Annotated in this window: 18 protein-coding genes and 1 tRNA gene; 14 read left to right on the top strand and 5 right to left on the bottom strand. The window is 69.7% G+C overall.

The annotated features are described in order from the left end of the window. Nucleotides 1-88: 88 nt before the first annotated feature. Nucleotides 89-183: transfer RNA gene (locus ABUE11_RS13875), tRNA-Sec, on the top strand. 52 nt (nucleotides 184-235) lie between these two features. On the opposite strand, the gene ABUE11_RS13880 is transcribed toward ABUE11_RS13875, so the two are convergent. The 5 genes from ABUE11_RS13880 to selD all read right to left on the bottom strand — a co-directional run bounded on the left by ABUE11_RS13880 (nucleotide 236) and on the right by selD (nucleotide 6,226). Beyond that, a complete protein-coding gene (locus tag ABUE11_RS13880; protein WP_367068825.1) occupies nucleotides 236-424 on the bottom strand; it encodes a hypothetical protein in 189 nt (62 codons plus the stop codon). A 56-nt stretch (nucleotides 425-480) separates the two neighbouring features. Continuing rightward, a complete protein-coding gene (locus tag ABUE11_RS13885) occupies nucleotides 481-2,865 on the bottom strand; it encodes an FdhF/YdeP family oxidoreductase (RefSeq protein WP_367065856.1) in 2,385 nt (794 codons plus the stop codon). Between the two features lie 43 nt (nucleotides 2,866-2,908). Next, a complete protein-coding gene (apbC, locus tag ABUE11_RS13890; protein WP_367065857.1) occupies nucleotides 2,909-4,000 on the bottom strand; it encodes an iron-sulfur cluster carrier protein ApbC in 1,092 nt (363 codons plus the stop codon). Nucleotides 4,001-4,088: 88 nt separating this feature from the next. Continuing rightward, nucleotides 4,089-5,159, bottom strand: coding sequence for a tellurite resistance/C4-dicarboxylate transporter family protein (locus ABUE11_RS13895; protein ID WP_367065858.1), 1,071 nt, complete (start codon nucleotides 5,157-5,159; stop codon nucleotides 4,089-4,091). Beyond that, nucleotides 5,156-6,226, bottom strand: a complete 1,071-nt coding sequence (selD, locus tag ABUE11_RS13900) for a selenide, water dikinase SelD (RefSeq protein WP_367065859.1) — start codon at nucleotides 6,224-6,226, stop codon at nucleotides 5,156-5,158. Before selD ends, ABUE11_RS13895 begins: the two co-directional genes overlap by 4 nt. Nucleotides 6,227-6,284: 58 nt before the next feature. Between selD and mnmH the strand changes: the two genes are divergently transcribed. The 13 genes from mnmH (at nucleotide 6,285) to ABUE11_RS13965 (ending at nucleotide 23,124) form a co-directional block, all read left to right on the top strand. Then, on the top strand, nucleotides 6,285-7,334 hold the full coding sequence (mnmH, locus tag ABUE11_RS13905) for a tRNA 2-selenouridine(34) synthase MnmH (RefSeq protein WP_367065860.1): 1,050 nt from the start codon (nucleotides 6,285-6,287) through the stop codon (nucleotides 7,332-7,334). Nucleotides 7,335-7,605: 271 nt separating this feature from the next. After that, nucleotides 7,606-8,181 carry a restriction endonuclease gene (locus ABUE11_RS13910; protein ID WP_367068826.1) on the top strand — a complete coding sequence of 192 codons (576 nt, stop codon included), beginning with the start codon at nucleotides 7,606-7,608 and terminating at the stop codon, nucleotides 8,179-8,181. 28 nt (nucleotides 8,182-8,209) lie between these two features. Next, complete coding sequence (locus ABUE11_RS13915; protein ID WP_367065861.1) at nucleotides 8,210-9,466, top strand: patatin-like phospholipase family protein; 1,257 nt, start codon at nucleotides 8,210-8,212, stop codon at nucleotides 9,464-9,466. 88 nt (nucleotides 9,467-9,554) lie between these two features. Next, the gene (locus ABUE11_RS13920; RefSeq protein ID WP_367065862.1) at nucleotides 9,555-11,804 is read left to right on the top strand and encodes a TonB-dependent receptor; all 2,250 of its coding nucleotides are present in this window, start codon (nucleotides 9,555-9,557) and stop codon (nucleotides 11,802-11,804) included. A 110-nt stretch (nucleotides 11,805-11,914) separates the two neighbouring features. Continuing rightward, complete coding sequence (locus ABUE11_RS13925) at nucleotides 11,915-12,466, top strand: YfiR family protein (protein ID WP_367065863.1); 552 nt, start codon at nucleotides 11,915-11,917, stop codon at nucleotides 12,464-12,466. Then, entirely contained in the window at nucleotides 12,463-15,537 is a 3,075-nt protein-coding gene (locus ABUE11_RS13930) for a response regulator (RefSeq protein ID WP_367065864.1), read from the top strand. Before ABUE11_RS13925 ends, ABUE11_RS13930 begins: the two co-directional genes overlap by 4 nt. Next, entirely contained in the window at nucleotides 15,534-16,445 is a 912-nt protein-coding gene (locus tag ABUE11_RS13935) for a diguanylate cyclase (protein WP_367065865.1), read from the top strand. The genes ABUE11_RS13930 and ABUE11_RS13935 overlap by 4 nt, the downstream gene beginning before the upstream one ends. 45 nt (nucleotides 16,446-16,490) lie before the next feature. Beyond that, the gene (gene metG / locus ABUE11_RS13940) at nucleotides 16,491-18,557 is read left to right on the top strand and encodes a methionine--tRNA ligase (RefSeq protein WP_367065866.1); all 2,067 of its coding nucleotides are present in this window, start codon (nucleotides 16,491-16,493) and stop codon (nucleotides 18,555-18,557) included. 3 nt (nucleotides 18,558-18,560) lie between these two features. Further along, nucleotides 18,561-18,827, top strand: coding sequence for a hypothetical protein (locus ABUE11_RS13945; protein WP_367065868.1), 267 nt, complete (start codon nucleotides 18,561-18,563; stop codon nucleotides 18,825-18,827). A gap of 183 nt (nucleotides 18,828-19,010) precedes the next feature. After that, complete coding sequence (locus ABUE11_RS13950) at nucleotides 19,011-19,340, top strand: c-type cytochrome (protein ID WP_367065870.1); 330 nt, start codon at nucleotides 19,011-19,013, stop codon at nucleotides 19,338-19,340. Then, nucleotides 19,340-20,599, top strand: coding sequence for an FCSD flavin-binding domain-containing protein (locus tag ABUE11_RS13955; RefSeq protein WP_367065872.1), 1,260 nt, complete (start codon nucleotides 19,340-19,342; stop codon nucleotides 20,597-20,599). Before ABUE11_RS13950 ends, ABUE11_RS13955 begins: the two co-directional genes overlap by 1 nt. Before the next feature lie 172 nt (nucleotides 20,600-20,771). Beyond that, nucleotides 20,772-21,794 (top strand): YeeE/YedE thiosulfate transporter family protein, encoded by a 1,023-nt coding sequence (locus tag ABUE11_RS13960; protein ID WP_367065873.1) that lies wholly within the window; start codon nucleotides 20,772-20,774, stop codon nucleotides 21,792-21,794. After that, nucleotides 21,781-23,124, top strand: a complete 1,344-nt coding sequence (locus ABUE11_RS13965; protein WP_367065875.1) for an FAD/NAD(P)-binding oxidoreductase — start codon at nucleotides 21,781-21,783, stop codon at nucleotides 23,122-23,124. Before ABUE11_RS13960 ends, ABUE11_RS13965 begins: the two co-directional genes overlap by 14 nt. The last annotated feature ends 2 nt before the right edge of the window (nucleotides 23,125-23,126 follow it).

The raw sequence follows: 23,126 nt of genomic DNA on the forward strand, positions 1-23,126 counted from the left end.
CTTTTGCCGCCGGGCCGCCCCAAGGCAAAAAGCGGCCCCCTCGGGGGGCAGCGACCCGCGCAGCAGTGGAGCGTGGGGGTCAGATTTTGGAAGGGAAGCGTCCCCGGTGGGGCGCCCGGGCTTCAAACCCGGTGGGTTGCGCCACGCGCGGCCGGTGGGTTCGACTCCCTCTCCCTTCCGCCATCAAGGAAAATCGGCCTCCAACGCTTACCCACTAAGCGCATATAGCTATCATTTATGTAGCCCTCTGCCAAGCCCAACCGGCCTCGGTAAGCGCTACCAGCCAGCGCCCCTCCTCCTGCCACACGCGCACCCAGCCGGGGCCGGGACGGCCCGCGATGCGGGCGTCGCCCAGCAGGCTGAGGGAGCGCAGCAGTACGCTGGCGCTCAGCTCGAGCCGCTTGGCCAGCCGCGGCAGGGACATGGCGGCGCCCCGGCCCTCCTCGGCCAGCGCGCGCAGGATGGCCTCGTCCAGCGGGCTCACCGGTCGCTCGCGGCTCGGTGCGGCAAGAGCAGCACGGGGATGGACTTGGACGTGGGCGTGCCCGCCGCCAGCGCCACGGCCGACAGCGGCACGAGCGGGTTGGTCTCGGGGTAGTAGGCCGCGAGGTTGCCGCGCGGAATGTCGTAGGCCACGAGGCGAAAGCCCGCCACGCTGCGCTGCTGGCCGTCGTCCCACACGGTGTGGATGTCCACCAGGTCGCCATCCTTGAGGCCCAGGGCGCGGATGTCCTCGGCGTGGATGAAGACCACGCGGCGCTGGCCATAGACACCGCGGTAGCGGTCGTCCATGCCATAGATCGTGGTGTTGTACTGGTCGTGCGAGCGCGTGGTCAGCAGCGTGAAGACAATGCCGTCCGCATGGCGCGCGCGGGCACGGTGCGCGGGTGTGTCGCGCGGCACGGCATGCACCGCAAAGGCGGCCCTGCCGCTGTCCGTGGCCCAGAGGCGCTCGCTCGCGGTGTTGCGCAGGCGAAAGCCCCCGGGCACGGCCACGCGGGCGTTGAAGTCGTGAAAGTCCGGGAAGATCTTCTCGATCTCGTCGCGGATGCGCGCGTAATCCTCCACCAGCCAGAGCCAGGGTACGGCGCTCTTTTGCCGCCGGGCCGCCCCAAGGCAAAAGGCGGCCCCCTCGGGGGGCAGCGGACCTTGCGAAGCAGGGGAGCGTGGGGGCCCGTCCCCGCCCAGCGTGGCCGCGGCCAGGTGCGCGACGATGGCGGGCTCGGACAGCAGCTGATCCGACGCGGGCGGGTTGATGCCCATGCTCACGTGCACCATGCTCATGGAGTCCTCCACCGTCACGCCCTGCGGGCCAGCGGCCTGCATGTCGATCTCGGTGCGCCCCAGGCAGGGCAGGATCAGCGCCTCGCGCCCATGCACCACATGGCTGCGGTTGAGCTTGGTGGCCACATGCACGGTCAGGTCGCAGCGGCGCAGGGCCTTCCAGGTCTCGTAGGTGTCGGGCGTGGCGGCGGCGAAGTTGCCGCCCAGGGCGATGAACACCTGCGCCTGGCCGTCGCGCATGCGCGCGATGGCCTCCACGGTGTCCACGCCGTCGGCGCGCGGCGGCGCAAAGCCATAGACATCTTCCAGGCGGTCGAGCAGCGCGGCCGGGGGCTTTTCCCAGATGCCCATGGTGCGGTCGCCCTGCACGTTGCTGTGGCCGCGCACGGGGCAGGCGCCGGCGCCGGGCCGCCCCAGGTTGCCGCGCAGCATGAGCAGGTTGACGATGCTCTGAATCGTCGCCACCGCGTGCATGTGCTGGGTGATGCCCATGCCCCAGCAGGCGATGACGCTGCCGGCGCCGATGTAGACATCGCCGGCGCTGCGCATCTGCGCCTCGGTGAGGCCGGACTCCTGCTCCAGCACGGCCCAGTCCTCGGCGCGCAGGTCGGCGGCCAGCGCGTCGAAGCCCGTCGTGTGCTGCGCGATGAAGGCGTGGTCGAGCACGCCGCCCACAGCATCCTCGCGCTCGATGACATGCTTCATCATGCCCTTGACGGCCGCCATGTCGCCGCCCACGCGCAGCTGGAAGTAATGCGTGCTGATGGGCGTGGATCCGAAGGTCGCCATCTCCAGCTTGTCCTGCGGGTCGGCAAAGCGCTCGAGCCCGCGCTCGCGCAGCGGGTTGAGGCTCACGATGCGCGCGCCGCGCTTGTGCGCCGCGCGCAGCTCGCCAAGCATGCGCGGGTGGTTGGTGCCGGGGTTCTGGCCGAAGATGAAGATGGCGTCGGCGCGGGTGAAATCATCGAGCGTCACCGTGCCCTTGCCCACGCCGATCTGCGGCCGCATGGCAGAGCCGCTGGGCTCGTGGCACATGTTGGAGCAGTCCGGGAAGTTGTTGGTGCCGTACTGGCGCACGAACAGCTGGTAGAGAAAGGCCGCCTCGTTGCTCGTGCGGCCCGAGGTGTAGAAGATGGCCTGGTTCGGGTCCGGCAGCCGGTTCAGGTGGCGCGCAATGAGGGCGAAGGCCTGGTCCCAGGCGATGGGCCGGTAATGGTCGCTGGCCGCGTCATAGACCATGGGGTGGGTGAGCCGGCCCTGGTCCTCGAGCCAGAAGTCGCTCTGCGCGGCCAGCTCGCTCACGCTGTGGCGGGCGAAGAACTCGGGGCCCACGCGCCGCGCCGTGGCCTCGGCGGCGACGGCCTTGACACCGTTCTCGCAGAACTCGAAGGCCGAATGGTGGTTGCGATCCGGCCAGGCGCAGCCCGGGCAGTCGAAGCCGTCGGGCTGGTTGGCCGAGAGCAGCGTCTTGACGCCCTTGACCGGAATCTCCTGGCGCAGCAGCGTGTTCTTGACGCTGTTCAACGCGCCCCAGCCGCCCGCAGGGCCCTTGTAGAACTGAATCTTCTGCTCGGACGACATGGGTTCTGCCTTCGAGGAATGAGCGGCGCGGCGGCCCGCGGCGTCAGGAGCTCTTGCTGATGGTGATGGTCGGGAACTTGGCCGAGAAGTCCTTGGACTGCTGGGCGATCTTCACGGCCACGTCGCGCGCCACCTGCTTGTAGATCTGCGCCACCTCGCCGTCGGGGTCGGCCACCACGGTGGGGCGACCGCTGTCGGCCTGCTCTCGGATCTGCAGCGCCAGCGGCAGCGCGCCCAGGTAGGCCATGCCGTAGTCCTGGGCCATCTTTTTGCCGCCGTCGGCGCCGAAGATGTGCTCGACATGGCCGCAGTTGCTGCACACATGCACGGCCATGTTCTCCACGATGCCGAGGATGGGCACGCCCACCTTCTGGAACATGGTGATGCCCTTCTTCGCGTCGAGCAGCGCGATGTCCTGCGGCGTGGTGACGATGACGGCCCCCGTGATGGGCACGCGCTGGGACAGCGTGAGCTGGATGTCGCCCGTGCCCGGCGGCATGTCGACGATGAGGTAGTCGAGGTCCTTCCAGTTCGTCTGGCGCAGGAGCTGCTCCAGCGCCTGCGTGGCCATGGGGCCGCGCCAGATCATGGCCTGGTCCGGCTCCACGAGAAAGCCTATGGACATGACCTGCACGCCGTGGCTCTCGAGCGGCTCCATGTTCTTGCCGTCCAGGCTCTCGGGCCGGCCGCTCACGCCGAGCATCATGGGCTGGCTCGGGCCGTAAATGTCGGCGTCGAGCACGCCCACGCGCGCGCCCTCTGCCGCCAGCGCCAGCGCCAGGTTGGCGGCCGTGGTGCTCTTGCCCACGCCGCCCTTGCCCGAGGCCACGGCGATGATGTTCTTCACGCCCGGCAGCAGCTGCACGCCGCGCTGAACCGCATGCGCGATGACCTTGCTGGTAATGTTGACCGAGACGTTGGCCACACCCTCAAGGGCGCGGGCCGCGGCGATGAACTGCTGGCGCAGCGCCGGCACCAGGCTCTTGGCGGGGTAGCCCAGCTCGACGTCGAAGGCGACGTCACCGCCGCTGATCTGCACGTTGCGCACGGCGCGCGTGCTCACGAAATCCTTGCCCGTGTGCGGGTCCTGGACGCTGGCGAGTGCCGCCAGCAGGTCCTGCTCTGTCAATGCCATGGCTGTGTTGTTCGCTGAAGGGAAAGGCCGAGTCTAGCGAAGCGGCCTTGGCACTGGCGCGCCTGTGCCTATCGGTTACCCTGGGTGGCTATGCGCCACGCAGCTGGCGCGCAAGGCTGCGCAGCATGCCGGCGAAGGTCAGCAGCCAGGCCAGCAGGGCCACGGGGAAGAACAGCCGCGGCAGCGCGTCGAGAAAGCCAAACTCCATGGCCCGGTCCATCTGCCAGGTGCAGGCCGCGTACATGCCGAGCGGAAACACCGCGCCCCAGTACAGCGGGTCGTAGCGCAGCGGAAAGCGGCGCACGACATGGCGCCAGATCCCGAGCAGCACCAGCATCGGAATCCACCAGGTGCCCGCGGCCCAGTAGAACACCGTGAAGCCCTTGAGGAAGGGCAGCAGCGACACCAGGAACGGTGCCTGCGGCGCGTTCAGGATCAGGAGCGAGCCGGCCAGCGTGGAGATCGCCATGGCCCCCATGTTGATCCAGTAGGGCGGTGACAGGTCACTGGGCGAGAACGGGAAGAACAGGTAGCGGTAGAAGATCAGCGCCATCATCCAGATGTAGAGCATGCCGCCCCACAGCCACATGGACAGCGCCAGGAGGTTGAGCTCCAGCCGCAGCGGCTGGCCTATGCGCGCGGCCAGCAGCGCGCTGCAGACGGCCAGCGCCTGCGTGGACACCACGGCCAGCAGCCAGGCCCCGCTGATGCCCTGGTCCAGCGTGGGCTTGTACCCGCGAATCGTGAAGGCCGTGAAGATGGTGTAGGTGAGCAGCACCCACAGCAGCGCCGCCAGCGCCCACAGGGCAAAGCCCAGCGCCACATCGCCGAGCAGCACGATGGCCTGGCTCGCCAGAATGCCCGTGGCCGCCACCATGGTGAAGTAGCCCATGCCGCGCGCGTGGTCCACCATGTCGCCAAAGAAGCGCCGCGGGTGGCGCCAGGCGCGCAGGCCGAACAGGGCCCAGAGCACCAGATACTGCACGGCGTTGAGCGCCAGCAACGCGCGCGCCAGCAGAGGCCAGCCCTGCATGTCCGCCACAAGCGAGACAATGCCCGTGGCCATGACCAGGCCGAAATAGGCGGGCGAGAGCTCGCGCAGCCCGCCCTGCCCGCCCTGCCCGGCCTGCCCGGTCGATGTGGCGGCGGGCTCGCTCAACGCAGCTCCAGCCGCGCCGGCCCGGCCTGCACGCCGCCGATGACCGCGGCATGGGCAAAGCCCTCGCGCGCGAAGATGGCCAGCACCTCATCCACGCTGTCAGGCGCACAGGCCACGAGCAGCCCGCCCGAGGTCTGCGGGTCGGTGGCGATGGCCTGGACCGTGGCCGGCAGGCCTTCCGCCAGCCGCACGTCCGCGCCATAGCCGGCCCAGTTGCGGCCGCTCGCGCCGGTCACGAAGCCCGCGGCGGCCAGCTCGGCCACGCCGGGCAGCAGCGGCACGCGCGCCCAGTCGATCTGCACCGTGGCCGCGGCGCCGCGCGCCATTTCCAGTCCATGGCCGGCCAGGCCGAAGCCGGTCACATCGGTGATGGCGTGCACGCCGGGCAGCTCGGCCAGCAGCGGCCCGGGGGTGTTCAAACGCGTGGTGCTCGCGATCATCTCGCGGTAATGCGACTCGGACAGCTGCTCTTTCTTGAGCGCCGCCGAGTACACGCCCACACCCAGCGGCTTGCCCAACACCAGCACATCGCCCGCGCGCGCGCCGGCGTTCCTGCGCACGCGCTCGGGGTGCACCAGGCCCATGGCGACGAGGCCGTAGATGGGCTCGACCGAGTCGATCGTGTGCCCGCCCGCAATCGGTATGCCGGCGGCGCGGCATGTGTCCTGGCCGCCGCGCAGAATGGCGCCTATGACATCGAGCGGCAGCTGGTTCACGGGCATGGCCACCAGGGCCAGCGCCATGATGGGCCGCCCGCCCATGGCGTAGACGTCGCTCAGGGCATTGGTGGCGGCGATGCGGCCAAACTCGTAAGGGTCGTCCACGATGGGCATGAAGAAGTCCGTGGTCGCGACCAGCGCCTGGCTGTCGTTCAAGCGGTAGACGGCCGCGTCGTCCGCCGTCTCTATGCCCACCAGCAGCTCCGGCGGCATGAGGCCCGCGGCGCCGCTTTGCTGCAGGATCTGCGACAGCACGCCGGGCGCGATCTTGCAGCCGCAGCCGCCGCCATGCGACAGCGAGGTGAGACGGGGGACTGCGGAGGACACAGGGGACGCGGGGGCATTCATGGCGGTACGGGACAATCAGGGGTAGAAAAACCGCCGCATCATCCCAGATTCACCGCCCGTGTCCCACCACCGCCCCATACGCCCCGCCGACCGTCACGGCTTCGACGCCATCATCGACGCGCGCTCGCCCGCCGAGTTTGCCGAGGACCGCATCCCCGGCGCCATCAACTGCCCGGTGCTCGACGATGCCGAGCGCGCCACGGTCGGCACCATCTACGTGCAGCAGGGCGCGTTCGAGGCGCGGCGCGTGGGCGGTGCCATGGTCGCGGCGAATCTTGCGCGCCACCTGCGCGAGCAGTTCGCCGACAAGCCCCAGGGCTGGCGCCCGCTGATCTACTGCTGGCGCGGCGGCATGAGAAGCGGCTCCATGGTGCAGTGGCTGCGCCTCGTGGGCTGGGACGCGCAGCAGCTCGCGGGCGGCTACAAGGCCTTTCGCCGGCATGTGATGGATCAGATCGCGGCGCTGGTGCCGCGGCTTGACCTGCGCGTGCTCGTCGGCGCGACGGGCAGCGCCAAGACGCGCGTGCTGCACGCCCTGGCCAGCCAGGGCGCCCAGGTGCTGGACCTGGAGCATTGCGCGCGCCACAAGGGCTCGCTGCTGGGCCAGCTTCCCGGTGTGGCCCAGCCCTCGCAAAAGCATTTCGAGACCCAGATCGCCACGGCGCTCGAGGCCATGGACCTGACGCGCTCCGTCTACGTGGAGGGCGAGAGCGCGCGCATAGGCCGACTGTCCGTGCCCGTGCCGCTGGTGCAGCACCTGCGCGCGGCCGCCTGCATAGAGATCGAAGCCACGCCCGAGGAGCGCCTGGCCTACCTGCTGCGCGACTACGCCTATCTGGGCGACGACCCCGAGGCCCTGGCGAGCCGCCTGGGCGCACTCACCGAGCTGCACGGAAAGGAGGTCGTGCAGCGCTGGCAGGGCTGGGCGCGCACGCGCGAGCTCGCCCCCCTGTTCGAGGAGCTGATGCGGCTGCACTACGACCCGCATTACGGACGCTCGCAGGCGCGCAACTTCGCGCGCTGGAACGAGCGCCAGCGCGTGGGCGCGCCGGACCTGTCGCCCGCGGGCATAGAGGCGCTGGCGCGGCAGGTGTTGGTTCTGGGGTGATATCCGGAACAAAATCCGCCGCTTCCCCAATACCAGAAAGCGCTGACAGCTACTCTTTTTGATTCAGCGCCCTTCGCTCTCGTGCCGCCGGCGGGGCCAGGCCCGCCCCTCGGCAATGAGCGCGTAAATTGGGGTCAGATTCCAATTTTTCTGCTCGCCGGAATGCGGTGGCCTGCCCCTCGACAGCCCCGACGCGAATGCCCCCACTCGGACATCCTCAGTTAGTCTTCCATTTCACAGAACCAAGGAAGGAAACCCCGTGAAGTTGAAGATGGCCCCGAATTCGGGTTTTGCGATCCTGCTGCGCTCGCCCTGGTGGGTCAGCTTCGTCATTGCCGGAGCCATCGTGCTGGCCTGCGGCGCGCTGCTGCCGGCCGATGTCGCGCCGTTTGCCGCCATCGGTGCGCTGCCCATCGTGGTCGTGGGCTGCATCGCCGCCTGGCGCCAGTGGCTCGCCCCCGGCTCGGCGCGCGTGCAGTCCGCGCTCGATGCCGCGGCCGCCATGCCATGGCGCGACTTTGCCGATCTGCTCGAGCACGCCTGGAGCGCAGAGGGCCATGCGGTGGAGCGCCTGAGCGGCACACAGGCCGACCTGCGCATTACCCGCGGCGAGCAGACGCTGCTCGTGGCCGCACGCCGCTACAAGGCCGCGAGCCATGGCGTGGAGCCGCTGCGCGCGCTGCAGGCCGAGGTGCAGCAGCGGGGTGCGCGCACCGGTGTGTATGTGGTGCTGCAGGGCCAGGTGAGCGAGCAGGCGCGCGGCTTTGCGCGTGACCAAGGCCTGGCGCTGCTCGAGGGTGAGGCGCTCGCCGCGCTGCTGCTCAAGGCCCCGGCGCGCAGGACATAGGCGCTGCACGGACACGGACGCCGCCGCCATGGCCACCACCGCCTCGCCCATCGCCACCACAGCCCTGGTGCTCACGGGCGGCGGCGCGCGCGCGGCCTACCAGGTGGGCGTGCTGCAGGCGGTTGCCGGGCTGCGCGCGGCCTGCGGCCATGTGCATGGCCCGGCGCCCTTTGCCATCTACAGCGGCACCTCGGCGGGCGCGATCAACGCAGCCGCCCTGGCCTGCGGCGCGGACCACTTCGACCACGCGGTGCGCGGCATCGCGCGCGTGTGGGCGCATTTCCACGCGGCCCAGGTCTATCACGCGGACTCGCTGCACGTGATGCGGCGCGGCGCGCACTGGCTCACGCTGCTGTCCCTGGGCTGGGCGCTCACGCGCTGGCGGCATGTCCACCCGCATTCGCTGCTCAACAACGCGCCGCTCGGAGAGCTCCTGGAGCGGCTGGTGCCCGTGCAGCGCGTGCCGCACCTGATCCGCGAGGGCCATCTGCGCGCACTGGTCGTGACGGCGTCGAGCTACCACTCGGGCCAGCATGTGGCGTTCTTCGACGCGGGCGACGCGCAGCGGCCCTGGGCGCGCTCGCTGCGCATGTCTGCGCGCGGACCCATCACGCAGCAGCATCTGCTGGCCTCGTCGGCCATCCCCCTGGTGTTTCCGGCCGCGGCACTGCCCATCGACGGGCACACCGAGTATTTCGGCGATGGCTCCATGCGCCAGACCGCGCCGCTGGCGCCCGCCATCCACCTGGGGGCGGACCGGCTGATGGTGGTCGGTACGAGCCGCGCCTACGAACCACCTCCACCATGCCCGCCGGGCACCCGCCAGCCCTACCCATCCCTGGCTCAGGTCGCGGGCCATGCGCTGTCCAACATCTTTCTGGATGCGCTGTCCTCGGACATCGAGCACCTGCAGCACATCAACGAGCTGCTGGCGCTGCGCACACCCGAGGAGCGCGCACATGGCCCGCTGCGCCCGCTCGAGCTGCTCGTGATGCTGCCCTCGCGCAGCATCGACGACATTGCCGCACGCCACATAGCCGATCTGCCGCGCAGCATCCGCACCCTGCTCGGTGCCCTCGGGGTCAAGGCCGCTCCAGCGGGCCCGCGCAGCGACAGCAGCGGCAACAACGGCGCCCTGGTCAGCTATCTGCTGTTCGAGCGCGCCTTCACCCGCGAACTCATGGCGCTGGGCCGCAGCGACACCCTGGCGCGACGCGGCGAGGTCTGCGCCTTCTTCGGCTGGCACGACCGCGGTGATCCGGTGCGCATGGCCTGCTACGCCTGAACCCCTTTGTTGAACATCGCGCGCGATGGCCACGCGAGTGTGCGGTTACCATTCGAGGTTTATCAACATGTAACATGTTTGGCTGCGCATGCAACAACGGTTTTACGTCGTGGCGGGTATGCTGGGTTTCCTGGGCCTGACGGCCCAGCCGTTGTGGGCGCAGGACTCGCTCGAAGCCGACGCCCAGCGCCTGGTCGAACTGTCGCTGCAGGACCTGATAGCAACGCCGGTGGTGACGGCCTCGCGCCAGCAGGAAACGCGCGACCAGACTCCGGCCCAGATCATGGTCATCACGCGCGCGCAGATCCGCGAACGCCGCTACAGGAATCTGGCCGATCTGCTGCAGGACTTGCCCGGCACGGACTGGCAGGGTGCGACCAAGTCGTCGCAGTTCAACCAGTTCGCGGTCCAGGGCTATGTGGGCCCGAACAAACTGCTGGTGCTGATGGACGGCGTGCGCATAGGTGCGCCCGCGGGCGGCAACTACCCCGTGGCGAACAATCTGGCGCTGTACATGGCCAGACAGGTCGAGGTGCTCTACGGCCCTGCGGCCGCGCTCTACGGCGCCGATGCCGTGGCCGGCGTGGTCAACATCATCACCGACGCCGGCCGTGGGCCGCAGGGCTCGTGGGCATCACTGGGCACGGGGCGCTTCGGCCACCGCGAGGGCAGCTTCTTCACCGGCCTGGACCAGGCCGGTGACCTGCACCTGTCGCTCGGCGGACACTGGCAGCGCGCGGACCGCGCACCGCTGGACAGGTATTACCCGCGTGACTTCGCCGCCGTACCCGCGGTGGTCCATGGCCAGACCGTCATCCCGGCCGGCCAGCGCGAGGCCTATGCGGGCAACACCGCAAGCCACAGCCTGTATGCGCGCGCCGATTGGCGTGACGACCTCACGCTGGGGTGGTTTCGCCACAGCTTCACCGGCCTGACGAGTACCGGCGATCCGCCGGCGATGGCCCGCTACCTGACCTCGTCGCAGTGGCAGCCGACGTCCGACACCTTCCATGGCCGCTGGAAGTTCAGGCCCGCGCCGGACATGGAGGCACAGCTGCTGCTGGACCATTCGCACACGGAGGTCGATCCCAGGGCGCGCTACAACAACACCTACACCAGATACCAGGACAGCTATTCCTACGAGCTGGGCGAGCGCACCGGAATTGAGCAGAGCCTGCACTGGCGCATCGACGACCGCCAGCAGCTGCAGGCCGGCCTGGGCTGGCAGAAGTACCGCGCCGTGGAAGCAGCATCGCTGGCCGTGCCCTACGACACCGGCAAGTCCGCGCATGACCAGGGGCTGTACTACCCGAACACCACGTTGCCGGCGCAGATCCACGACGCCGCCTTCCACAATCTCTCGGCCTATGCGCAACTGCATTCGCAGTGGAGCGACGCCCTGAGCACCAGCGTCGGCCTGCGCGTCGATCGCCACAGCCGCTATGGGTCGGCCGTCAACCCGCGCCTGGGCATGGTCTACAAGCCGCAGGAGCGGCATGTGTTCAAGCTGCTCTATGGCGAAGCGTTTCGCGTGCCCTCGCCCGAGGAAAGCCTGGGCGCGCACGGCCGCTTCGACGGCAGCATGGACGCACAGGGCAACTACATAGGCACGAACTTTCGCGTCTCCAACCCCGACCTGAGGCCGGAAAAGTCCCGCACCATCAGCGCCGCCTGGGACTGGCGCCCCACGCCCAGCCTGAACCTGGTGACGCATGCCTACCACAGTCGCATCACCAACCTGATCGTCACCCAGCAGTCGGGCAACGTGCACGCGATTCCGGGCGCCATCCTGATCCGCCCGGAAACCAAGGGCAACGCGGGCCGCCAATGGCAACAGGGGCTGGACCTGTCCCTGCAATGGCGCTTTCGCCTCGCAGGCGACTGGGCCGGCGAACTGTGGGGCAGCGCCAGCTGGATCCACGGCCGCATCGACGAGGGCAATGGCGTGGACTGGGAGATCCCCTACGTGGCACGCCACAAGCTCAAGCTCGGCACCACGCTGCGCTGGCGCGACCGCTTCAGCATCACGCCCCGGATCCACTGGAGCGGCGATGTGACGAACGGACGCAAGAGGCCTCCTTCCGACCCGCTGCTGCCCCAGGGCGCATGCCGCAGCAGCACCATGCCCCCGGCACGCTGCAGCACACCGGGCTACACGCTCGTCGATCTGCACCTGGGCTGGCACAGGCTGCTCGGCGGCCGCGCCACGCTGTGGCTCGACGTGTACAACCTGCTGGACCGGCGCTACTACGCGGCGGGCGGCGCGGGTGAACGCACCTTCTGGGACACGCCGCAGCAGCCACGCACCTGGGCGCTGTCGCTGGACTACCGCTTCTGACCATGGCACGGCCAACGCCCTCGGGCCAGGTCCCGATCCGCCAGCCCATGCCGCCGCACGGCATGCAAGCCATATTGGCAAAAATGCCCTCCAGCGCTTGCCTGACATACGTGAGCAGCTATCAAAAATTGCTGTGCCACCTCACGCTCACGGCCCTCATGCTGATGCTGCTGACGGGCGGGGCACGGGCACAGCCGGCACCCGTGCCGGAATACGCCGTCAAGTCCGCGCTGCTGTACAAGCTGCCACGCTTCGTCTATCTGCCGCGTCCGGAGGGCGGCACGCGCATCCAGATGTGCGTGCTGGGCAAGAACCCATTTGGCGGCGCGCTGGCGCGGCTCGCGCAGTCGCCCATCGATGGGCGCAGCGTGCAGCTGCTGCAGCCCGAGCGGGCGGACCAGGCGCTGGACTGCGACTTCGTCTTCATCGCGCGCAGCGAGAGCGCGCAACTGCGCTCGATACTGGCCACGCTGGATTGGGCGCCGGTGGTCACGGTCTCGGACATCGAGGGCTTCGCGCGTGCCGGCGGCATGGTCGAGCTGGCCCTGCATCCCGACGACGGCGAGTCGCTGTCCATTCTGATCAACCGCCGGGCCGCGCAGGCGCACAACATCCGTTTCAATGCGCAGCTGCTGCGCCTGGCCAGGATCGTCGAGCCATGAGCACGGTCTGGGCACGCCTGAAACCACGCAGCATTGCCGCCAGGCTCGCCTGGCGGTTCTGCGTCGCCATCATGCTGGCGGCGGGCCTGGTGTTCGTGCTCATGCTGCTGCAGCAGCAGCGCCTGATCCGCAGCGAATGGAGCGATGGCCTGCGTGCCCAGGCCCGTCTGATCGCCATCAACAGCCAGGCCGCCCTGGACTTCCATGATCGCCAGGAGGCTGCACGCCTGCTGCAGGCCGTGCAAAGCAGCCCATCGGTGCTGCGCGCGCGCCTGCTGGTCGCAGGCCATCGCCAGCCGTTTGCGGAATTCACGCGCCCGGGCAGCACCGTCGCGACGACGCCGGCACCCGGCCATGACGGGCAGGACATGCACTTCGGCCCCGATCAGATCGTCATCTGGGCCCCGGTCCCGGGCCGCGACGGCACGGCCCAGGCCCATGTCGAACTCGTGGCATCGCTGCAAGGCCTGCGCCAGCTGCTCTGGCGCACGGCGCTCGAGACCGGCCTGAGCATGGCCGCCCTGCTGCTACTGCTGCTGTGGCTGTCCACCCGCACCGCCAGGCGCATGACCGCACCGCTGAAGCAGCTCAACGCGCTGATGGCGCGCGCGGCCGACGACCCGGGCCTGAGCGAGCGCATCCCCCTGCGCGGTGAGGATGAGTTCGACCGGCTGGGCCAGAGCCTGAACCAGATGATCGACAGGCTGCAGGCACGCGACCAGGAGCTGGCGCAATACCACCAGAGCCTGGAGCAGCTGGTGGAGCTGCGCACCCACGCGCTGCTGCAGGCCACCGAGGAGGCGCAGCACGCGAACCGGGCGAAGTCGGACTTCCTCGCGCGCATGAGCCACGAGATCCGCACGCCCATGAATGCCATCGTCGGCCTGGGCAGGCTGATGCTGGGCACGCCCCTGTCTGCGCACCAGCGCGACTACCAGGAAAAGGCGCTGGCGGCCTCGGACATGCTGCTCGCGCTCATCAACGACATCCTGGACTATTCGCGCATCGAGGCCGGCAAGCTGCAGATCGAGCGCATCGCCTTCGACCTGGAGCAGGTGCTGCGCGGCGTCTCCGGCCAGCTCGCGCTGCGCGCGCAGCAAAAAGGGCTGGAGCTGCTGTTTCGTACCGACGCCGCCGTGCCGCGCCTGCTGCACGGCGATCCCCTGCGCCTGGCGCAGGTGCTGGTCAACCTGTGCAGCAACGCCGTCAAGTTCACGGAGGCCGGCGAGGTCGTGGTGCACACCCGGGTGCTCGAGCACAGCGAGGGCCAGGTTCTGCTGAAGTTTTCCGTGCGCGACACCGGCATGGGCATCCCCGGCGATCGTCTGCCACAGCTGTTCACGCCGTTCACCCAGCTCGACGGCTCCATCACCCGGCGCTTCGGCGGCTCGGGCCTGGGGCTGGCGATCTGCCGGCAGCTCGTGGAGCTCATGGGTGGCCGCATCGGCGTGCAGAGCGAGCCGGGCACGGGCAGCCATTTCAGCTTCACCCTGCCGTTCGCGCCGGCCAGCGCCGCGCCACTGGGCGTGCAGGGCGGCAATGACGCCGGAACCGGCCTTCATTCCCCGCTGCTTCGGGGCCAGCGCGTGCTCGTGGTCGATGACAACGCCAGCGCGCGCGAGATCCTCTGCGCCATGCTGCAGCAGTTCGGCATGCGCGCCGAGGCCGCGCACGACGGCGCGCAGGCGCTCGAACGCCTGCAGCAGGCCAGCGCCGCGGGCGATGCCTATCGCCTGGTCCTGGTCGACTGGCTCATGCCGGGCATGGACGGTATCGAGACCACGCGCAACATCCAGGCCGCGCAGCGGCTTGACCGGCTGCCCGCGGTGCTCATGGTCCCCGCCGGAAGCTGCGACCGGCTCAAGGCCGAGGTGGCGCAGGCGGGGCTGCGGCACGTACTGACCAAACCCGTCAACGAATCGGCCCTGCACGATGCCATGGTCCAGGCCCTGCAGGGCCAGGACGGCGAGGGCGCGCAGCCGCCCGCAGATGCCCTGCCGCCCGCCGCCACGCCCGGTCGCCAGGACTTCGGCGCCATCGCCCATGCACGCGTGCTGCTGGTGGATGACGTGGAGCTCAACCGCACCGTGGCCCAGGCATTGCTGGCCGAAACCGGGGTACGTGTGGACATGGCCACCCATGGCCGCGAAGCGCTCGACAAGGTGCTGGCGACGGCCTACGACCTGGTACTCATGGACATCCAGATGCCGGAGATGGACGGCCTGACGGCCACGCGCGAGATCCGCCGCCATGCGCACCTGCGCGGCCTGCCCATCATCGCCATGACGGCGCACGCCATGCACGGCGACCGCGAGCGCAGCCTGCAGGCCGGCATGCAGGACCACCTGACCAAGCCCATAGACCCCGACGCGCTCCACGCCGCACTGCTGCGCTGGATCGCCCCGCGCCAGACGGCCCGCGCCACGGGCGGTTCCACCACACCGGCGCCCGCCCCCGAGATACCGTCACTGCCCGGCGTGGACACGGCACGCGGCCTGGAGCACACGCTGGGCCGGCCAGAGCTGTACCTGCGCCTGCTCGGCGACTTCGTCCGCGAGTCCGCGAACTGTGGGCAGGCCATCGCGGCCGCCGAGCAGGCCGCGGACTGGCCGCTGGCGCGACGCTTGGCGCATTCGCTCAAGTCCGCCAGCGCCACCATCGGCGCCACGGAGCTGGCGCAACAGGCGCGGCGGCTCGAGGACGGCTATGCCCACTGCGAGGCCGCACCTGCGGCGCTGCTGGCCAGCGTCGGCGCGGAGCTCGCGCGCATCTGCGCCCTGCTGCAGCCCCTGGCGGCAGAGCCGGTGCAACGCCCGCCCGCCCAGGAGCGGGCAACCGCAGGCGACGACGACACGCTGGCCGCATTGCTGACACGACTGCAGCAGCTGCTGGAGCACGACGATGCAGCCGCCCTGCGCGTGCTGCGGCGCCTGCAAGACCACACGAGCGCCCACCCCGCACTGGCCCAGGCCCTGCCCGAGCTGTGCGAGCTGGTGGAAGACATCGAGTACGAGCGTGCGCTGCAGCGGCTAGGCCTGCTGCGCACCGAGATGGAACAGAGTCCCGCATGAATCCGCAAGACAGCCCACCCACCCTGCTCATCGTCGACGACGATAGGCAAAGCCGCCTGCTGCTGACCGAGCTGTTCGAAGGCGAGTACCGCATCATCGCGGCCAAGAACGGCCTGCAGGCCCTCGAGCGCGCTCGCGCCCACATGCCCGACCTGATCCTGCTGGACGTGCTGATGCCCGAAATGGACGGCATGGCCGTGATCCACGCCCTCAAGCGCGAGGACAGCACGCGCCACATCCCGGTGATCTTCATCACGGCGCTCGACTCCACGGCCGACGAGGAGCAGGGCCTGGACCTGGGCGCGGTGGACTACATCACCAAGCCCTTCCACCCGTCGATCGCGCGCGTGCGCGTGCGCAATCACCTGCAGATCGTGCACCAGCGGCGACTGCTCGAGCAGATCGCCGCGCTCGACGGTCTGACGGGCATTCCCAACCGGCGCCGCTTCGACGAGGCATTGACCCAGGAATGGAGCCGCTGCCAGCGCCTGGGTGTGCCGCTGTCGCTCATCATCGCCGACGTCGATCAGTTCAAGCCCTACAACGACAGACTCGGCCATGCGGCCGGCGACCGCGTGCTGCAGGAGATTGCGGTCGCGCTGCGCCAGGGCGCCCGCCGCCCCGGCGATCTCGCGGCACGCTACGGCGGCGAGGAGTTCGTGCTGCTGCTGCCCGCCACCGATGCGTCACAGGCGCAGCAGCTCGCCGGCGAGCTGCTGCAGCGCCTGAATGCACGCGGGCTCGCGCATCCGGCATCCAGCGCTGGGCCCTGCGTGACGCTGAGCCTGGGCGGCGCCACGGCCATCCCCGGCAGCAACGAGGTGAACCCCGAGTTCTTCAGGCGCGCCGATGCCGCGCTCTACCAGGCCAAGGCCCAGGGCGGCGACCGTTGGTGCTGGGCGCCCTAAAATTGCCGGTTTCGTCCCCGACCTTGCCAGCCCGAGTCCCTGTTCATGTCCCAACGCAAGCTCTTTGTCACCACGGCCCTGCCTTACGCCAATGGCAACTTCCACATCGGCCACATCATGGAATACATCCAGGCCGACACCTGGGTGCGGGCCCAGCGCATGCAGGGCAATGCGGTGAACTTCGTCGGCGCCGACGACGCCCATGGCGCGCCCATCATGATCGCGGCCGAGAAGGCCGGCAAGACGCCCCAGCAGTTCGTGGCCGACATCGCCGCCGGGCGCAAGCAGTACCTGGACGGCTTTCACATCGCCTTCGACAACTGGAGCAACACCGACAGCCCCGAGAACCACGAGCTGTCCAAGCAGATCTACCTGGACCTGAAGAAGGCTGGCTTCATAGAGACGCGCACCATAGAGCAGTTCTTCGACCCCGAGAAGAACATGTTCCTGCCCGACCGCTTCATCAAGGGCGAATGCCCGCGCTGCCACGCCAAGGACCAATACGGCGACAACTGCGAGGTGTGCAGCTCGGTCTACGCGCCCACCGACCTCATCAACCCCTACTCGGCGCTCTCGGGCGCCAAGCCGGTGCTCAAGAGCTCGGAGCATTTCTTTTTCAAGCTCTCCGACCCGCGCTGCGTGGAGTTCCTCAAGGAGTGGACGCAGGACGGCCAGCATGTGCAGGCAGAGGTCGCTGCCAAGATCAAGGAATGGTTTGGCACGCGCACCAACCCCGACGGCAGCACCAGCGAGGGCCTGGACGACTGGGATATCTCGCGCGACGCGCCCTACTTCGGCATCGAGATCCCCGATGCGCCGGGCAAGTACTTCTACGTCTGGCTCGACGCGCCCGTGGGCTATCTGGCCTCGCTCAAGAACCTTTTGAACCAGCGCGGCGAGGACTATGACGCCTACATGGCCGACCCCGAGCTCGAGCAGTACCACTTCATCGGCAAGGACATCATCACCTTCCACACGCTGTTCTGGCCCGCCATGCTGAAGTTCAGCGGCCGCAAGACGCCGACGAAGATCTGCGTGCACGGCTTCATGACCGTGAACAACGGCGAGAAGATGAGCAAGAGCCGCGGCACGGGGCTCGATCCGCTCAAGTACCTGTCCCTGTCCATGAACCCCGAATGGCTGCGCTACTACCTGGGCGCCAAGCTCAACGGCAGGAACGAGGACATCGACTTCAACCCCGAGGACTTCATGCTGCGCGTGAACTCCGACCTGATAGGCAAGTACGTGAACATCGCCTCGCGCGCGGCCGGCTTCATCGCCAAGCGCTTCGGCGGCAGGCTCGGTGCGGTGAGCGCGGACGGCCAGGCCCTGCTGGCCCAGCTGCGCGCCGCAAAGGACGGCATCGTCGCCGCCTACGAGGCGCGCGACACGGCCCGCGCCGCGCGGGACGTGATGCAGCTGTGCGACCGCGTGAACGAGTACGTGGACGCCAACAAGCCCTGGGAGCTGGCCAGGCAGGAAGGCCAGGACGCGCGCCTGCACGACGTGTGCACGACCTGCATCGAGGCCTTCCGCATGCTCACCATCTACTTGAAGCCCATGCTGCCCCAGGTGGCGGCCGAGGTGGCCCGCTTCCTCATCGTGCCCCCAGAGCAGTTTGCCGATGTCGAGCGCCCCCTGGGCGCGGGCCACCAGATCGGCCAGTACCAGCACCTGATGCAGCGCGTGACGAGCGAGCAGCTCGACGCCCTGTTCGCCCTGCCCGAGCCCGTGGTCGAGAAGCCCATGCCCGGCGGCGAGGAGATCGCGCCCGAGATCAAGATCGACGACTTCGCCAAGGTCGACCTGCGCATCGCGAAGATCGTCGAGTGCAAGGCCGTCGAAGGCTCGACCAAGCTGCTGCAGCTCACGCTGGACGTGGGCGAGGGCAGGATGCGCAACGTGTTCAGCGGCGTCGCCAGCATGTACCGGCCCGAGCAGCTCGTGGGCAAGCTCACGGTGCTGGTGGCGAACCTGGCGCCGCGCAAGATGAAGTTCGGCATCAGCGAGGGCATGGTGCTCGCCGCCAGCCACGCCGACGAGAAGGCCCACCCCGGCATCTACGTGCTCGAGCCCTTCCCCGGCGCGCAGCCCGGCATGCGCATTCACTGAGGCATGCGCCGCTGCAATCCACGCCCCCTGAGCCTGGGGGCTTTCTTGTGCCTCGCTGCCCTGCTGCCCGGCTGCACGGTGGTGGCCGTGACGGCCACTGCCGTCGGCGTGACCGCGTCCGCCGTGGGCCTGGCCGCCGATGCGGCCGTGGGCACGGCCAGGATCGTCGGCAAGGGGGTTGGCAAGGCGGCCGACGCGCTGGCAGACGAGCCAGAGCCCGCCCCCGAGCCCGCCCCTGCGCCCGAAACACCTGCCGACAGCGCCTCCTGACCGCGCGGCGCCACAGGCCCGGCATGGGCCCGTAAAATCGCAGCCCTTCACCAACCAATCCGCTTGTGCCGCGTGACGGCTAAGAGGGACGCGCCCCGCAACGGGGGGCGCCGCCACCCCCCCATGCCGCCCCAACGCCCAGGCCCTGCTGGCGTGTTTCGCATTGCCCGCCCCGGAGCCCTCATGCCCTCTGCCCTTCGCCTCAACCGCATCGCCCTGACGCTGCTGCTCGCGCCGCTGGCGGCGGGCGCGCCGGCGTTCGCGCAGCTGCGCGCGCAGGACGTCTCGGTGCTCGCCGGCACCTGCGTGAACTGCCATGGCCCCGAGGGCCGCGCCAAGGGCGCCATCCCCAGCCTGCAGGGCCACGGCGCAGGCCATCTGCTGCAGCGCCTGCGCGCGTTTCGCGCCGACCAGGTGCCGGGCGCCACGGTGATGCCGCGCCTCATGAAGGGCTACGACGACGCGCAGATCGAGGCCCTGGCGCAGTGGTTTGCCGACAAGGAGGGCCGCTGATGTCCTGCACCCGACGCACCATGCTCGCCAGCGCCCTGGCGCTGCCCGCCTTCGTCCATGCCCGCGCGGGCGCCGCCCATGTGGTGGTCGTGGGCGGGGGCTTTGGCGGCGCCACGGCCGCGCGCTACCTGCGCGAGCGCGCGTCCCAGGTGCGCGTGACGCTGATCGAGCCGGCCGAGCGCTTTGTCACCTGCCCGTTCTCCAACCTCTACCTGGCCGGCCTGCGCCGCTGGGACAGCCTGGTCCACGGCTACGACGGCCTGCGCGCCGCGGGCGTAGAGGTAATTCATGCGCGCGCCGACGATGTGGACAGCACCGCGCGCACGCTGCGCCTGTCCACGGGCCAGCTGCTGCGCTGGGACCGCCTGGTGCTCTCGCCCGGAGTGGACATGCGCTGGGGCGCCCTCGAGGGCTATGACGAGGCCGCGGCCGAGCGCGCGCCGCATGCCTGGAAGGCCGGCCCGCAGACGCAGCTGCTGCGCCGCCAGCTCGAGGCCATGCCCGATGGCGGGCGCTTTGTGATGGTGATTCCGGACAACCCCTTCCGCTGCCCGCCCGGCCCCTACGAGCGCGCGGCGATGGTGGCGCATTACCTCAAGCACCACAAGCCGCGCAGCAAAGTGCTGCTGCTCGACGCCAAGGACAGCTTCTCCAAGCAGGCGCTGTTCCAGCAGGGCTGGAAGGCGCTGTACGGCGACATGATCGAGTGGGTCAAACAGTCCGACGACGGGCAGGTGATGCGCGTGGACGCGGCCAGGCTGGAAGTGGAGACCGCCTTCGGCACGCGCCACCGGGCCGACGTGCTCAACGTCATCCCGCCGCAAAAGGCCGGCCTCATCGCCGCGCGCGCGGGCGTGACGGACGCGAGCGGCTGGGTGCCCGTGAAGGACGAGAGCTTCGAGTCGCGCCAGGTGGCGGGCATCTACGCGCTGGGCGACGCGACCATCGCCGCGCCCATGCCCAAATCGGGCTTCGCGGCCAACACCCAGGGCAAGGTGGCGGCCGCCGCCATTGCGGCCGACCTGCTGGGGCAGGAGCCGCCCGTGGCCGCCTATGCCAACACCTGCTACAGCCTGATCGGGCCGGGCTACGGCATCTCGGTGGCGGGCGTGTACCGCGCCGAGGGCGGCAGGCTGGTCGAGCCCGCGGGCTCGGGCGGCGTGAGCCCGCTCGACGGCAGCGCCGACTACCGCGCGGCCGAGGCGCGCTACGGCGAGGACTGGTACGCGGCCATCTCCGCCGACATCTGGGATAGATAAATGCACAACCCCCTGTGGCGCTACGCGCCTTCCCCCTTCACTCGCATCGCTGCGCGCTGCGGGAAGAGGTACGCCGCCAGTGCGGCGGGGCGGCCCTTGCACGGCGGCCACTGGCTTGGCTCGCGCCAGTCTCAAAGGCCGCATGCAACTCGCGGCGCGGTGGAGCACTGACGTGTTGCTCTGGGCCGGATTCCTCATGGGCTGCGCCTTTGGCGTGGCCGCGCGGCTGGGGCGCTTCTGCCTGCTGCGCGGCCTGCGCGAGGCGCCCGCCCTGCGCGCCTTTGCGCTGGCGCTGGCCGTGGCGCTGCTGGCCTCGCAGGCGCTGGCCTGGGCAGGGCTGGCCGACCTGGGCACGGCGCAGGTGGTGCGCGCGCGCTTCTCGCTGCCCGGCGCGTTCGTGGGCGGCCTGCTGTTCGGCGCGGGCATGGCGCTGGCGCGCAACTGCGGCGCGCGCGCCCTGGTGCTGCTCGCGGGCGGCAACCTGCGCGCGCTGGTCGTCCTGCTGTGCCTGGGCCTGGCGGCGCAGGCCACGCTGACGGGCGTGCTCGCCCCCCTGCGCCAGTGGCTGCAGGGCTGGGGCATGGTGCAGCTCGAACACGCGGCGCTGCCGCAATGGCTGGCGGCCCAGGGCCTGCCGCCGGGCGCGGCCACGCTGGGCGCTGCGGCCCTGCCCGCGCTGGCGCTTGCGGCCTATGCGCTGCGCCAGGTGCGCGGCAACGGCGTGGCGCTGGCGTGCGCCGCCGTCATAGGCGCGCTGGTGGCGGCGCTCTGGTGGGTCACGGCCCAGCTGGCAGACCCGTTCGAGCCCGTGCCGCTCACCTCGCTGAGCTTCATCGGCCCCGTGGCCGAGGGGCTGCTCTACCTGCAACTGGCGGTGGGCCGCACATTCAACCTGGGCCCGGCCATCGTGGCGGGCACGCTGGCCGGGGCCTGCGTCACCGCGCTCGTCACGCGCACCGCGCGCTGGGAGGGTTTCGACAGCCCCGCACGCCTGGCCGCATCGGCCGGCGGCGGGCTCTTGATGGGCCTGGGCGGCGTGCTCGCCGTGGGCTGCTCCATCGGCCAGGGGCTGTCGGGCCTGTCCACGCTGGCGTTTGCCAGCCTGCCCGCCTGCGCGGGCATCGTGGCGGGCGCGCTGCTCGTCCTCTCTTTTCTGAACCGATCACCCCAAGGAGATCTCCATGCAACGTCGTAGCTTTCTCATCACCCCGCCCGCGCTTGCGCTGTGCGCTGCGGCCGGCGGCATCGCCGGCACCGCGCTGGCCGCGCCGGCCGTCATCAGCCCACAGGCGCGCATCCTGCCGCGCCAGGGCAAGGCGCCACGCATCGTGATCTGCGGCGGCGGCTGGGGGGGGCTCACCGCCGCGCGCTACCTGCGCGAGCTGATCCCGAATGCCGACGTGGTGGTGCTCGAGCGCAACCCCACGTTCTGGTCCGGCCCCATGAGCAACAAGTGGCTCGTCGACATCGTGGGCACGGACTTCGTGCAGCACGACATGCTGCGCCCGGCCAACCGATACGGCTACCAGCTGCTGCAGACCGAGGTGACGGGCTTTGAGCGCGACAAGAAGCTGGTGCGCACGGCGCTCGGCCTGATCGAATACGACTACCTCATCCTCTCGGGCGGCATACGCGACGCCTGGGATGCCTGGTACGGCGACGACCAGCGCGCCATCGAGCACACGCGCCGCCACTTCGCCAGCGCCTACATCCCCAACCAGCAGATGTTCGCGCTCAAGCAGCGCGTGAAGGATTTCAAGGGCGGCACGCTGGTGATGACGCTGCCGCCGCCGCCGCACCGCTGCCCGCCCTCGCCCTACGAGCGCGCCTGCCTGATCGCCTCGCACATCAAGAAGAACAAGATTCCGGGCAAGATCGTCATCCTCGACCCCAAGCCCAAGATCGCCCCCATAGGCGTGGGCTACAAGCAGGCCTTCGACGAGCTCTACCCGGACATCATCACCCACGTGCCCAACGCACGCGTGCAGGAGGTCGACCCGTTCAACAAGCGCATCAAGACCAGCGCCGGCGAACTCAGGTTCGACGAGGCCATTCTGATGCCGCCGCACCAGGCCGCCGACATGGTCTGGCACGCGGGCCTGATCGGAAAGGACGCCACCACCGGCAAGCCCACGGGCTGGGCCGACATGCACCCGCGCCTGTTCCACGCGCACAGCGATGACAGCGTGTACTTCGTGGGCGACCTCATGGGCGCCATCTCGCCACAGTTTGGCCATTACCCCAAGAGCGGCCATGTGGCCAACTACATCGGCCAGATCGTCGCCAAGAACATCGCCCAGCGCGTGGCCGGCAAGGAGGTGACGCCGCTGCTGCCCGACAACCTGTGCTACATGATGGTCAACACCGAGCCGCAGGAGGAAATCTCCGTCAAGTTCGAGTACGAGGTGGACGCCAAGGGCCAGGTCAACCAGACGCAGATCGACATGGACGTGCGCTCGGCCGACATGGTGCAGGAAGACTTCGCCTGGGCGCGCAGCAAGTTCGCCGACTTCCTCGCGATTTGAGG

Source organism: Oryzisolibacter sp. LB2S (assembly GCF_040732315.1).
In the GTDB taxonomy this organism is placed as follows: Bacteria; Pseudomonadota; Gammaproteobacteria; order Burkholderiales; family Burkholderiaceae_C; genus Alicycliphilus; species Alicycliphilus soli.